Genomic DNA, 12,839 nt, shown 5'->3' on the forward strand with positions numbered 1-12,839 from the left:
GTGTGAAGTACACCGCAGCCCCCGCCGTCGACCTGGTCGTGCTCACCGTCAGCGAGGGCGCCCTGCGGGCGCTGGTCGTCGAGCGCGCCATCGAGCCGTTCCGCGGCGCTCGGGCGCTGCCCGGCGGGTTCGTGCTCGCCGACGAGGACCTGCTCGACGCCGCGCGGCGCGAGCTCGCCGAGGAGACCGGCCTGGCGGTCGCCCACCTCGAGCAGCTGGCGACGTACGGCGCTCCCTCGCGCGACCCGCGTGGCCGCGTCGTCTCGATCGCGTACCTGGCGCTGCTGCCGGACCCCGGTCCGGTCGCTGCGGGGTCGGATGCGGCAGCGGCGTACTGGCACCCGGTCGGGGACCTGATGACCGACGGCGACCTTGCCTTCGACCACGCGCAGATCCTGCGCGACGGGGTCGAGCGGGCACGGAGCAAGCTGGAGTACACGCCGCTGGCGACCGCCTTCACCGGGGAGCCGTTCGCGGTCTCGGACCTGCGCGAGGTCTACGAGGCGGTCTGGGGGCGCGCGATCGACCCCCGCAACTTCCACCGCAAGGTCACCTCGGTCGCCGGCCTGCTCGAGGCGACCGGCGAGGTCCGCACCGGCGACCGCGGACGCCCCGCTGCCCTCTACCGGCGCGGCCCGGCCGAGCTGCTGCTGCCGCCGCTGATGCGGGCCGAGCTCCGCTCCCGCTGAGATTTCTCGGCGAACGTGTATCAGGGCCTCGGCCCACGACTCCTCCTGTCGACGCGGGCGCTCGGCCCGTGTCATCCCTCATGACAGGAGTTCGCCATGCGCGACAGCGTGCGCAAGGGTTTCACCACCTTCACCACGAAGTTCGAGGGCCGGGTGGCCTGGATGTACCTCGACATCAAGGCCCTGGTCACCACCGGCGTCGGCAACCTCATCGACCCCGTCGATGCCGCCCTCGGTCTTCCGTTCACTCACAAGTCCACCGGCAAGGCGGCCACCTCTGACGAGATCCGTCAGGAGTGGACGATGCTCAAGGGCAGGACCGACCTCGCCCAGAAGGGCTACAAGGCCTGCGAGCCGATCACCGACCTGCGTCTGAGCGACGCGGACATCGATGCGCTCGTGCTCAAGAAGCTCGACGCCAACGACGCGGTGCTGAAGAAGACCTTCCCGGACTTCGAGTCGTGGCCGGCCGACGCCCAGCTCGCCGTGCACTCGATGGCGTGGGCGATGGGCCCGGGCTTCCCGGCGCACTGGACCAACCTGACCGCCGCCCTCAAGGCGCAGGACTGGGCCAAGGCCGCGGCGAACTGCAAGATCAACGAGACCGGCAACCCGGGCGTCAAGCCCCGCAACGACGCCGACGTCCTCCTCTTCCAGAACGCCCAGGCCGTCAAGGACAAGGGTCTCGACGCCGCGACGCTCTACTACCCGGGCGACGCCAAGGCGGCGGCCGCTCCGGCTCCGACCGGTTCGGGAAGCGGCAGCAGCGGTACGACGGGGCAGCAGTCGAGCTCCGGCCAGTCCACCGGCCAGCCGTCGGGCCAGGCCACCGAGCCGACCCAGGTCGCCTCGGCCGACCTGCCGACCGGGGACCAGCCGACCGGGGACCAGCCGACCGGGGACCAGCCGACCGGGGACCAGCCCACGGAGGACCAGCCCACGGAGGACCAGCCGACCGAGGACCAGCCCACGGAGGACCAGCCGACCGAGGACCAGCCCACGGAGGACCAGCCGACCGAGGACCAGCCCACGGAGGACCAGCCGACCGAGGACCAGCCGACCGAGGACCAGCCGACCGAGGACCAGCCGACCGAGGACCAGCCGACCGAGGACCAGCCGACCGAGGACCAGCCGACCGAGGACCAGCCGACCGAGGACCAGCCCACGGAGGACCAGCCGACCGAGGACCAGCCCACGGAGGACCAGCCGACCGAGGACCAGCCGACCGAGGACCAGCCGACCGAGGACCAGCCGACCGAGGACCAGCCGACCGAGGACCAGCCCACCGAGGACCAGCCCACCGAGCCGTCGGACGACCAGTCCGCCGACCAGTCGACCGACGACAACAACTGAGAGAGGACCAGGACCATGACTGACTTCCTGACTGCGGCGGGCCCGATCTTCGGACCGGACTTCGTCCTGATCACCGTGAACGACGAGACCGGCATGGAGTACCAGCTGCAGGTCTACCCCGACGCCAACAACGAGGACCTGCGCAAGGCGGGCCGGCCGACCCAGTACTACTGGCAGCCCGCACGCGTCTACCTCGCCAAGAAGCAGAACAGCCCGAAGGACTACGACTTCGGGATGACGGTCTTCAAGGGCCTGATGACCTCCGAGACCACGGTCGGCGTCACCGACGCGAACACGACCGACGGCACCGTCGAGGCGGGTGGCGGGTTCTGCACCTTCTCCACCACCTTCGCCGTGCCGCCGAGCGTGGTGACCGGGGCGATCGCGAAGCTGAAGGCCGGCGAGCACCCGGAGCCGAAGCCGTGGATCTCGCACCTGTTCGGGTGGGACCAGGACGCACCGGAGCCGCTGCTCGGCATCATGCCGATCGTCGAGAACAACGTGACCATCGAGGTCCCGCCGCTCGCGACGGCCGCGGGCCAGACCAAGATGCCGATGTTCATCGACGCCCAGGGCGCCGGCAAGGGCAGCATCGAGGCCGAGGGCTTCAGCGCCTTCCTGGTGACCTGCAGCCAGCTCGCCGCCGGCGCGATCGCGGGGTCGCTGGAGAACGGCAAGTCGCCGTTCACCGTGCACTGCAACCTCAAGGAGCAGGTCTACATCCACGCCTGCCAGGTCGAGGTCACCATCAACGTGAGCAAGTGCTACGACCAGTTCTCCGCGGCGCTGAGCACCGGTGGCTTCCTCGGCATCGACTCGGCGAGCATGGAGTACGCCTACTCCAAGATGGTCACCAGCGGTGCCATCACCACGAAGATGACGATGGACAGCGCGAACCTGCCTCCCGAGCTGGAGGACTGGATCAAGAAGAACGTCGACGACATGAAGACGACGGCGTACAACGTCCTCAAGAACGAGATCTTCGACTGGAAGCCGCGCGAGGACGCGCCCGCGTCGACCGACCGGGGCATCTTCTCGAGCATCTTCGGCGGTACGTCGGTGAGCCTGAAGGACAGCCACCAGGAGCACGACGTCAACATCGTGCAGACCCTCGAGCTGGACACCACGATCGCGGTCACCAACACGATCTCGGGCGACCTCAACGACCTGCTCCCGGCGGTCAAGGCCGACCAGGCCAAGTACCTCTCGATCGTCGACATCGGCGAGTGGTTCAAGAAGGTCCAGGTCGCGGCGACCAGCGCCGTGAACTTCGCCGAGGTCGTCGGGGGAGTGGACCTGCGCGACCCGATCCAGTCGGTCTCGCTGGAGGCGGCGTACCCCGACTACAGCCACCCGCTGGACGCCGAGGGCAAGCCGAACCTGGTCACCATCGCCCAGGGCTTCCACTACACGGTCGGCAACAAGGACCCGAACGGCGGCGCGCAGCTCGCGACGTGGACCAAGGACAACCCCGGCGACATCGTGAACATGGCCTTCCTGCGCCTCGACCAGGACGTGCCCGGCTGGCCGCGCGACCAGGTCAAGCTCACCAAGACCATCGTGTACGACGGCCAGGACCCGCGCGTGGAGCTGTCCAACGGCACCAGCACCTTCGTGGTGGAGACGGTCGGCACCGAGCACGCGCCGAAGCTGACCGCCGACGAGGCGGGCTACGTGTTCGTCCGGTTCATGCTCGACCGGCCGATCCCGACCGAGAACGTCAACGTGACGCTCACCTGCAAGATCGGCGGGCGCACCGACACCCTCACCGTCACGGCGGCGAACCAGAAGGACGTGCTGTGGGAGATCTTCTCCGACAAGTACGGCGACCAGACCGAGTTCACCTACACCGTCGACGTCGAGGTGACGGGGTCGTCGTTCACCGACGCCCCGGTGCAGTGGTCGAGCCCGGCCGCGGTGACGGTGCCGCTGCCGACGGGACGGGTGAAGTACCTGAACCCGCTCAAGGTCGCCCTGCCCGCCGCACCGGCCGACCAGGTGGCGGTCATCAACGGCTACATCAACGCCTTCCCGCCGGTGGTCTGAGATGAGCAACGTCATCGAGAGCCGGTTCGAGCTGAGCAACGCTCGATTCGCCGAGGTGGCGTTGTCCCCGTCGGTGCTGTCGTCGCTGGTCCCCATCGCGGTGACCAGCGACGACGGCGCCGGCGCGCCGGCGGCCGACAGCCGGCAGGGCAACGTGTTCGTCGACGGCGGTGACGAGCAGGTCCACTGGTACCTGCCGGAGTGGGTCCTCGCCCCTGCGCCGGACGCGTCCTTCGGGCTCGCGGCGGTCCGTGGCCTGCCGCTGGCCGACGGTACGCCGTACAACAGCGCGACCGTCACCTTCGGCATCGTCAAGCAGGTGCCGGACGACGTCCGGGCCGCGATCGCGGCGAGCCCGGGAGCGGCGTACGACGAGATCCCGCTCGCCGGCCTGGCCGCGACCCTGCGGTTGACCGTCAAGGACGACGCGGGCAACGACGTGGTCCGGGCCCTGCCCGGCACGGTCGCCGTCGATCCGGAGGGCGCGAGCGCGAAGGTCGCGGTGCCGCTCTCCGGTCCCGATGTGGTCGTGGCGTTCGAGGAGCTCACCGCGGGCCAAGGTGCCTCCCTCGAGATCACCGGGGGCTACACGGTCGTCCGGTGGGCGACCGACACCCCGGCCGGTCCCCGGCTGCCCCCGTGGCTGCCGGGCCGGATCGACCGGGTCCGGCGGTTCCCCGAGATGAGGGTCGCGGTGCCGGTCGAGCCCGAGCACCCGCTGACGGACCCGGACCCGGAGGTCGCGACCGTCCAGCAGGTCGACGTCACGCAGCAGCTCGACGTGGCCCAGCTGCAGGTCGCCCGGCCGCTCGGGCTGACCTCGGCGTTCCGCACCAGGCTGGATCCGCGGACGGTGAGCCAGCTGGAGGTCACTCGGGTCGAGCCGCTGCGGCTGCCCGACCCGGAGCCCGACCCGGCGCCGGAGCCGGCCCGGGTGGCGGTCCGGGAGACGGCCGGCTTCGTGGGCGAGCTGCCGCTGGGGACGGCGTACTCCAGCCCGTCGTACCGCCCGGGCTTCACGCTCGCCGTGGACGGCAAGGTCACCGGCATCCGGTCGGTCGACGACCTGGTCTCGTTCAACGCGAGCCAGACCGAGTACGTCGAGGTCACCGCGCTCGGGCCGATCGCCCAGCGGTTCCCGTCCTTCCGGGCGCTCTACCTCGGCCTGTTCAGCGGTACGGCGATCGCGGTCCCCGCGGCGTACGGCATCGCCCGCCGGCCCGACGGTCTCGCCGCCCGCTGCGACGCGATCGTCGACCCGAGCGCGAGCAGCGGGTGCCGTTTCCAGCTCACCTTCGGGCTCGCTCCCGTGGTCGATCCCGGAGAGCTCGCCCTGCTGGAGGCCGCCCTCGCCGCGGAGCCGTCCCTGGGCCCGAAGGTGGAGCAGGTGATCCTGCCGACCGACCTGGACCCGCGGACGCCGGGGACGCTCAGCTCGGCCAGCATCGCCAAGGCCACGTTCGCGGTCGGCGACGACCCCGGTGAGCTCGTCCTGGTCGCCGACATCGTCGACGACGACGTACCGGCCGTGGAGAAGGTCGATCTGGTCCTCTCCCAGCTGGCGGACGTGTCCACCACGAGCCTGGTCGGCTCGCTGGCGGTGCGTCTGGACGAGGGTCACGAGGGTCCGGTGACGTCGGCGGTGAAGCTGAGCCTCGACGTCACGGCGGGCGACGGCGACATCTCCCTCGTGGTCGCCCAGGACGGGGGAGTGCGGCTCGCGAACCTGTCCCCGCACCCGCTGACCATCACCTCGCTCACCGTGCGGACCGCCGGGCAGATCGTCGCCTCGGCCCCCGGCGCCGCGCTGGCGGTCGGCGGGGCCTGGGACGTGCCGGCCGCCGCCGGGGCCGACCTGGTGGTGGCGGCCTGCCGGCTCGACCTCGGGCCGGGACCGGTCACGGCCCACGGCTACGTGGACGTGCACGCGGAGACGACCACCGTCGTCCACCACGTGCTCGGCTTCAACGCCGCGGGCCAGCTCGCGCCGGACCTGGCCGCGGTCCGGATCCAGGCGTCGGTGGCCGGCCTGCCGGACCTGCAGCTGCCGGCGGTCACCCTCACCCCGGACCACCAGGTCGACAGCATCACCGCCGACCTGCCGGTGCTGTTCGCGGTCTCCGGCATGGCCGCTGACCTGGCGGTCACGGTGACGCCGGCCCAGGGGGCGCCGTACGACGTCCACCTGGTGCACGACTTCACCGCGCACCCGACGCTCAACCTGGTCCGGTCGGACCTGGCGCCACCGCAGCCGTGAGCGATCCTGGGGCCTGGCTGCCTCCTGCTGCCTCCAACCGAGGGGCTAGGAGGCGGGCAGGTCCCAGGTGCTGCGCAGCACGGCGCGGTGGGTGGGGAGCGCCTCCTGGTGGGTCACGGCGCCCTTGCCGGTGAGGCAGACGAAGACCGAGCGGCGGTCGTCCTCGCAGGTACCACGGGTCACGAACCCGTCCTTCTCCAGGCGGGCGACGGCACGGGACAGCGCGCTCTGGCTCAGGTGGATGTCCTTGGCCAGGTCGTGCATCCGGTAGCTGCCGCAGTTGGCGTCGACGAGCCGGTCGAGGACCTCGAACTCGCTGAGGCCGATGCCGTGCCCGTCGTTGAGCGCCTTCTCGAGCGCGCAGCTCACCGCGGCGTGCCGGTCCAGGAGCGTGCGCCACTCACCCACGAGCGTGGACTCCGACGTCGCTGCCATGTCCGCACTGTAGCCGCGCCGTGAACTAGATGCAAATGCATTATTTGCGCTTGCATTGAATGCGTGTGCATGGAATGTTGGTCCCCATGACCTCTACCGCGACCCTCCCCGCGCCGGCCACCGCCGGCACCGGCTGGACCCCCCGCACCTGGGCGATGCTGATGACCCTCTGCATCGTCCTGGGGCTCGACGGGCTCGACGTCTCGATGATCGGCGTCGCCCTGCCCTCCATCGGCTCCGACCTCGACCTGGGCACCTCCACCCTGCAGTGGCTCGTCAGTGGCTACGTGCTCGGGTACGGCGGCCTCCTGCTGCTCGGCGGCCGCACGGCCGACCTGCTCGGCCGGCGCCGTGTCTTCCTCGTCGCCCTCGCCGTCTTCGCGATCGCGTCGCTCGCCGGCGGCCTGGTCAGCACCGGCCCGCTGCTGATCCTGACCCGGTTCGTGAAGGGCCTGGCCGCCGCCTTCACCGCACCCACGGGCCTCTCGATCATCACCACCAACTTCGCCGAGGGTCCGGCGCGCAACCGGGCGCTGTCGATCTACACGGTGTTCGGCGCGGGCGGCTACTCCTGCGGCCTGCTCTTCGGCGGCCTGATGACCGGCGTCGGCTGGCGCTGGACCTTCCTGCTGCCCGTCCCGGTCGCGCTCGTCGCGCTGGCGGCCGGGTACTTCCTGATCCCCCGGGACCGTCCCGCCGAGGGCGGCCACGACCTCGCCGGCGCCGTGCTCTCGGTGTCGCCGATGCTGCTGCTGGTCTACACCGTCGTGAGCGCCCCGGCCGCGGGCTGGACCTCGTTCCGGACCCTCGGCTCGTTCGCCCTCGTGGTGGCCCTGTTCGCCGCCTTCCTTGCCGTCGAGCGCCGTGTCGCGCACCCGCTGGTCCGGCTCGGGATCCTGCGCACGCCGACCCTGCTGCGTGCCAGCGTCGCGATCGTCGCCATGGCCGGCTCGTACTTCAGCTGGCAGTTCATCGTGACCCTGTTCCTGCAGGACAGCCTGGGCTGGAGCCCCCTCCACCTCGCGCTCGCGCTGCTGCCGGTCGGCGTCATGGTGGCGGTCTCGGCCGTGTTCTCCAACCGCCTCGTCGACCGGGTCGGTCCCGGCCCGATCATCGCCGTGACGCTGACGACCATGGCCGTGGGCTACCTGCTGTTCCTGCGGCTCGACACCGCTCCGTCGTACCTGACGATGATCCTGCCCGCCGTGGTGCTCATCGCCATCGGCTGGATCGGCTTCCCCGCGGTCAACATCCTGGCCACCAACGGGATCCATGACGACGAGCAGGGGCTCGCGGCCGGCGTGCTGCAGACCTCGATGCAGGTCGGTGCCGCGATCGTCCTGGCGATCACCTCGGCCCTCATCGCCTCGACGCCCGCCGGGGCCGGCCCGCAGGCCGTCCTCGACGGCTACCGCCCGGGCCTGGTCTTCGCCTTCGCCGTCGCCACCGTGGGGGCGGTCGTCACCATCGCCGGCCTCGCGCTCTCCCGCCGCGCGCCGGTGGAGCCGGTGGCCCTGCCGGTCGAGGAGTACGCCGCCTGACCTCCCGCCTCGGCTCGGCTCCCGGCACCCTTTACTGCAACGTCATGTTGCGCTAACTTCGACAGAAGACTGCGTGGCAAAGGGGCCGGAATGACCGAGACGACCGAACGGGTGGGGACCGACTACGCGGAGGCGCTGCGGACACTGTCCGAGGCGTCGGTCGAGGTCCACTTCGACGCCTTCGCCGACATCGCGTGGGACGACCCGCAGCTCGCGATCGTCGCGGACGACCCGCGCTGGATCCTCCCGGACGCGGACCCGCTGGCCCGGACCGACTGGTACCGCTCGCTCCCGCAGGAGCGGCAGATCGAGGTCGGGCTGGAGCGGTTCGCCTCGATGCTCAAGGTCGGCCTGCAGTTCGAGCAGGTACTCATCGGCGGGATCATGACGCACGCGATGGTGCTGCCCAACGGCTCGCCCGAGTTCCGCTACTCGACCCACGAGGCGGCCGAGGAGTGCCACCACACCCAGATGTTCCAGGAGTTCGTGAACCGCACGGGATCCGCGACCCGCGGGGCGCCGCGGTGGTTCCGCCGGCTGGCGCCGTTCCTCCCCCTCGCGGGTGGGGTGCTGCCGTCGGTGTTCTTCATCGGGGTGCTGGCCGGCGAGGAGCCCATCGACCACTTCCAGAAGGGGATCCTCCGCTCGGGGCACCGGATGCACCCGCTGCTGCAGCGCATCGTGCAGATCCACATCGCCGAGGAGGCGCGGCACATCGGCTTCGCCCACCACTACCTGCGGCGGCGGGCGGGCGAGGCTGGGAGGTTCCAGCGCTTCTGGCTGTCCCTCGCCCTTCCGCTGATCATGCGGGTCCTGGGCGACGTGATCATGAAGCCGAGCCGGGCGCAGCGACGCGCCCTCGGCATCCCGAGGAGCGCCGTACGCCAGGCCTTCTGGCGGGATCCCGTCTCGCGCAAGGACCTGCGCGACACGTTCTCCGACGTACGGATGCTGGCCGAGGAGATGGGGCTGATGACGCCGGCCGGCCGCTGGATGTGGCGCCGGTGCGGGATCGACGGCCGGCCCGCGCGCTTCCGCAGCGAGCCCGTGCGCGCCTCCTCCTGACCGCCTCCTGACCGCGCGGCGGCCCCGGCGCGTTAGCGTTGCTGCCCGGAGCGAGGAGGTCGGATGGCCACTGCGGGGATCGACGGCCGCCAGCTGCGGTGGGAGCGTCACAAGGACGACCGCCGCCGGCTGATCGTCGAGGCGGGCCTCGCGGTCATGGCCTCCGAGGGCGCCGGCGCCGAGGTCAGGATCCAGCAGATCGCCGACCGTGCCGCCATCAACCGCTCGGCGATCCACCGGCTGTTCGCGAGCCGCGAGGAGCTGGACGCGGCGCTCCAGGCCGCCATCGCCGCCCGGGTCGCCGACGTGGTGCTCGACTCGATCGTCCTCGACGTACCTCCGCGCGAGGTCGTCCGCCGCGTGGTCCACGCCTTCGTCGAGTGGGCGCTCGAGCACCCGGCCTGGCTCCACTTCGTCGCGAAGCCGATCGCGACCGCGGACGAGGCGCCGCTCGCGCTCGCGCTGGGCACCCTGACCGAGCGGCTGGTCGTGGTCGTCGGCGGCATCCTCGAGGCGCTCGGCGCGGAACTGGCCCCCGATGACGCCGACTTCGTCGACCCGTGGCTCTTCGGTGCCGTGAGTGCCGGCCTGCAGTCGGTCCAGCGATGGATGGCCCGTACGCCGCGCCGGCCCGGCACCCGCGCCTTCGTCGTGTCGCTGTCCGACGCGTTCTGGTTCCAGGCCGACGGCCTGGCCCGGGAGCGGGGGGTGGAGCTGCCCGAGGGGCCGCTCGACGCCGCCCTCGGCGGGGCGCCCGCGACGGACCACTGACGGACTCGTCACGTCGGTCCTTCCTCAGGAGACGGCAGGCGTTCCCGTCGGACGTCGGACCACGTGATCCATCTCCGGGCGCCCCCTGCCGGCTGGAGGTGGTGGTAGCGCGCCCTTGCCAGAATAATCTATAACCTTTAGGTTATCCGCCATGAGGGCGCGATGGTGGTGGGCGGCGGCCGTGGTAGGTGCGGGCGGCGCGATCGGAAGCTGGATCGCCGGCGGCTCGGATGATCCTGTACGCCGGCCGCGGACCCTTGCCGCGCCCACCTGGACCGACACCGACTGGGATGCGTCGGTCCGCACGTACTGGCACGAGTCGACGCGCGTCCGCTACCTCGACTGCGGGGTCGGGCCGACGCTGGTGCTGCTGCACGGGATGGGCTGCTGCTGGGAGTGGTGGCTCGAGTGCCTGCCGGCGCTGACCCGGCACTGCCGCGTCATCGCGGTCGACACGCCGGGCTTCGGTGAGTCGACCTGCCTGCCGAGCCCGGCGACGATGTCCGACTACGCCGATGTGGTCGCCGGAGTCCTGGCGCATGCCGGGGCCCCTGCCGGCGTCGTGGCCGGCCACTCGATGGGAGGCCTGGTGGCGCTCGGCCTCGCCCGTCGGCACCCTGAGCTGGTGACCCGGCTCGTCCTCGTCGACTCGGGTGGCGTGCCGATGAGCGAGCGGCGACTGAAGGTCGTCCTGTCCGTACTCCGCGGTGCCCAGCGGATCTTCTCGCACCCTCGTGTCGTCGACCTGCTCGTCCGCAGCCGCACCGCTCGCTCCGTCCTCCTGCGAGGCGCGATGCGCGATCCCGGCTGCATGTCCGACGAGCTTGCGGCGGTCATCGTGCCCAAGCTGGGAGCGGCGGGGTACGCCGACGCCATCACGGCATCGGCTGCCGCCGTACGCGACTCCGTCCCTGAGCAGGTCCTGCATCCGACGCTGCTCATCTGGGGCGAGCGTGACCCGTTCGCGCCGCTCAAGACCGCTGAGGAGATGCTCGCCCGCCTGCCCGCCGGCCGACTCGAGGTCATTCCGGGCATCGGTCACACGCCGCTGGTCGAAGCGCCTGAGGTGCTCACGAAGCTTCTCCTCCAGCTTCGGTACGACGACGCCGGCGTCCCTTCCCGCAGCACCGAGAGGAACAACTGATGTCCAAGAAGGAATCGCCGCTCACCTGGGGTGGGGGGCAGCAGATGTCCGAGTTCGAGGCCACCATGTGGCGTGCGAACAAGCACCCGGAGAACTCCACCCAGGGCGGTGTGCTCGAGGTGCTCGCGGGCACGCCGGACTGGGACGAGCTCGTGGCCTGGCACGAGTTCGGGCTGTCCGAGTTCCCGCGCTTCCGGCAGAAGGTCGTCGAGCCGGCCCTGCCGCTCGGGCCGCCGGTCTGGGTCGACGCCGACTTCGATCTCTCCCGGCACCTCGAGCGGGTGGACCTCGGGGGTTCGGCCACCCACGAGGAGCTGCTGGCATGTGCCGCCAAGCTGGCGCTCGTCGCACTCGACCCGGCCCTCCCGCCGTGGCGGGGCCATCTGATCGAAGGGCTCGACGGGGGACGGTCGGCGTACTTCCTGATCGTCCACCACTGCCTGATGGACGGTCACGGCAGCGTGCAGCTCTTCAGTGACCTGCACAGCCGGACGGCCGATCGGGTCGCCGCGGTCCGTAAGGCCGCTGCGGGCCGGACGCCGACACCCGTCGACGTGGCGGTCGGTCAGGCAGCACAGCGTGTCCTCGGCCTGCCGAGGCTCGCCAAGGGTGCGCTGGGTGTGGCGGCTGGCGTGGCCAGGGACCCGGTCGGGTCGGCGAGGTTCGTCGGCTCCATGGGTCGGGTCCTGGCGCCTCCGACACCCGGGAAGTCCGAGCTGCTCCGCGCCGGCCAGCGGACCAACTGGGCCTACGGCACCCTCACCTGCGACCTCGCCGAGCTCAAGGCGGCGGGCAAGGCGGTCGACGGCACGATCAACGACGCCTACGTCGCGGCGATCCTCGGCGGTCTGCGGCGCTACCACGAGCTGGCCGGCAAGCCGATGGGCGACGTCGTCATCAACATGCCGGTCTCGATGCGCAACGACGGCGACAGCAAGGGTGGCAACAGGTTCGCCCCGGCCTTCATCAGTGCGCCGGGGTCGATCGCCGACCCGGCCGAGCGGATGCGCGAGCTCAAGAAGGTCGTACGCCGCGCCAGCAGCGAGCCTGCCCTCGACGTGTTCTCCCTGGTGCTCCCGGTCCTCAACCGCGCGCCCTCCCAGATCCTCACCCCGCTCTTCACGAGCATGCAGAACCGGACCGACGTCACCCTCAGCAATGTGCCCGGGGCGCGCGAGGAGTCGAGGCTCCTCGGGATCGTCATCGACGAGATCTTCTACTTCGGACCGCTGCCCGGGTCCCCGGTCATGGTGGTGCTGCACTCCCACGTGGGCAAGGCCTGCATCGGCGTCAACTGCGACGGCGACGTCTTCGACGCGCCGGTCCTCATGGCGTGCCTCCAGGAGGGCCTCGACGAGGTGCTCGCACTGGGGAGGTGAGTCAGATCGCTCCTCCCCGGTCACGGAGGACGTCGCGACGGCGAGGTGGAGGCCGGGGAGAATGACCGGGGTCACAGGTGTTGACACGGTCACATCCCGTCATAGACTAACGGCATTAGATTAACAGGCAGGCTCGGGCGCCCCGGCAGCTGACGAAAC

Annotated in this window: 10 protein-coding genes; 9 read left to right on the top strand and 1 reads right to left on the bottom strand. The window is 71.1% G+C overall.

Going from position 1 to position 12,839, the window contains the following annotated elements; genetic code table 11:
* The first annotated feature begins 2 nt into the window (after positions 1–2).
* From ACYU8V_RS12355 to ACYU8V_RS12370, 4 genes are all read left to right on the top strand, one after another.
* Positions 3–689 carry an NUDIX hydrolase gene (locus ACYU8V_RS12355; protein WP_460847718.1) on the top strand — a complete coding sequence of 229 codons (687 nt, stop codon included), beginning with the start codon at positions 3–5 and terminating at the stop codon, positions 687–689.
* Positions 690–785: 96 nt separating this feature from the next.
* Positions 786–2,042 carry a lysozyme family protein gene (locus ACYU8V_RS12360; RefSeq protein WP_460847720.1) on the top strand — a complete coding sequence of 419 codons (1,257 nt, stop codon included), beginning with the start codon at positions 786–788 and terminating at the stop codon, positions 2,040–2,042.
* A 15-nt stretch (positions 2,043–2,057) separates the two neighbouring features.
* A complete protein-coding gene (locus ACYU8V_RS12365) occupies positions 2,058–4,088 on the top strand; it encodes a hypothetical protein (protein WP_460847722.1) in 2,031 nt (676 codons plus the stop codon).
* A 1-nt stretch (position 4,089) separates the two neighbouring features.
* Positions 4,090–6,345, top strand: a complete 2,256-nt coding sequence (locus ACYU8V_RS12370; RefSeq protein WP_460847723.1) for a hypothetical protein — start codon at positions 4,090–4,092, stop codon at positions 6,343–6,345.
* A gap of 45 nt (positions 6,346–6,390) precedes the next feature.
* Here the strand turns inward: ACYU8V_RS12370 and ACYU8V_RS12375 are convergent, their stop codons facing one another.
* Positions 6,391–6,780 (bottom strand): MarR family winged helix-turn-helix transcriptional regulator, encoded by a 390-nt coding sequence (locus ACYU8V_RS12375; RefSeq protein ID WP_460847725.1) that lies wholly within the window; start codon positions 6,778–6,780, stop codon positions 6,391–6,393.
* A gap of 86 nt (positions 6,781–6,866) precedes the next feature.
* On the opposite strand from ACYU8V_RS12375, the gene ACYU8V_RS12380 reads away from it, so the two are divergent.
* The 5 genes from ACYU8V_RS12380 (at position 6,867) to ACYU8V_RS12400 (ending at position 12,680) form a co-directional block, all read left to right on the top strand.
* Positions 6,867–8,321 carry an MFS transporter gene (locus ACYU8V_RS12380; protein WP_460847726.1) on the top strand — a complete coding sequence of 485 codons (1,455 nt, stop codon included), beginning with the start codon at positions 6,867–6,869 and terminating at the stop codon, positions 8,319–8,321.
* Between the two features lie 90 nt (positions 8,322–8,411).
* Complete coding sequence (locus ACYU8V_RS12385) at positions 8,412–9,386, top strand: AurF N-oxygenase family protein (protein ID WP_460847727.1); 975 nt, start codon at positions 8,412–8,414, stop codon at positions 9,384–9,386.
* Positions 9,387–9,449: 63 nt separating this feature from the next.
* Positions 9,450–10,157: a TetR/AcrR family transcriptional regulator gene (locus tag ACYU8V_RS12390; protein ID WP_460847729.1), complete on the top strand. Its 708-nt coding sequence runs from the start codon at positions 9,450–9,452 to the stop codon at positions 10,155–10,157.
* A 151-nt stretch (positions 10,158–10,308) separates the two neighbouring features.
* Positions 10,309–11,301 carry an alpha/beta fold hydrolase gene (locus ACYU8V_RS12395; protein WP_460847731.1) on the top strand — a complete coding sequence of 331 codons (993 nt, stop codon included), beginning with the start codon at positions 10,309–10,311 and terminating at the stop codon, positions 11,299–11,301.
* Positions 11,301–12,680: a wax ester/triacylglycerol synthase domain-containing protein gene (locus ACYU8V_RS12400; protein WP_460847733.1), complete on the top strand. Its 1,380-nt coding sequence runs from the start codon at positions 11,301–11,303 to the stop codon at positions 12,678–12,680. Before ACYU8V_RS12395 ends, ACYU8V_RS12400 begins: the two co-directional genes overlap by 1 nt.
* The last annotated feature ends 159 nt before the right edge of the window (positions 12,681–12,839 follow it).

Source organism: Nocardioides ultimimeridianus, assembly GCF_054777895.1.

Coding starts and splice junctions, on each gene's coding strand:
- ACYU8V_RS12370 (WP_460847723.1), top strand. CDS start 4,090: ATGAGCAACGTCATCGAGAGCCGGTTCGAGCTGAGCAACGCTCGATTC.
- ACYU8V_RS12385 (WP_460847727.1), top strand. CDS start 8,412: ATGACCGAGACGACCGAACGGGTGGGGACCGACTACGCGGAGGCGCTG.
- ACYU8V_RS12375 (WP_460847725.1), bottom strand. CDS start 6,780: ATGGCAGCGACGTCGGAGTCCACGCTCGTGGGTGAGTGGCGCACGCTC.
- ACYU8V_RS12400 (WP_460847733.1), top strand. CDS start 11,301: ATGTCCAAGAAGGAATCGCCGCTCACCTGGGGTGGGGGGCAGCAGATG.
- ACYU8V_RS12395 (WP_460847731.1), top strand. CDS start 10,309: ATGAGGGCGCGATGGTGGTGGGCGGCGGCCGTGGTAGGTGCGGGCGGC.
- ACYU8V_RS12390 (WP_460847729.1), top strand. CDS start 9,450: ATGGCCACTGCGGGGATCGACGGCCGCCAGCTGCGGTGGGAGCGTCAC.
- ACYU8V_RS12360 (WP_460847720.1), top strand. CDS start 786: ATGCGCGACAGCGTGCGCAAGGGTTTCACCACCTTCACCACGAAGTTC.
- ACYU8V_RS12380 (WP_460847726.1), top strand. CDS start 6,867: ATGACCTCTACCGCGACCCTCCCCGCGCCGGCCACCGCCGGCACCGGC.
- ACYU8V_RS12365 (WP_460847722.1), top strand. CDS start 2,058: ATGACTGACTTCCTGACTGCGGCGGGCCCGATCTTCGGACCGGACTTC.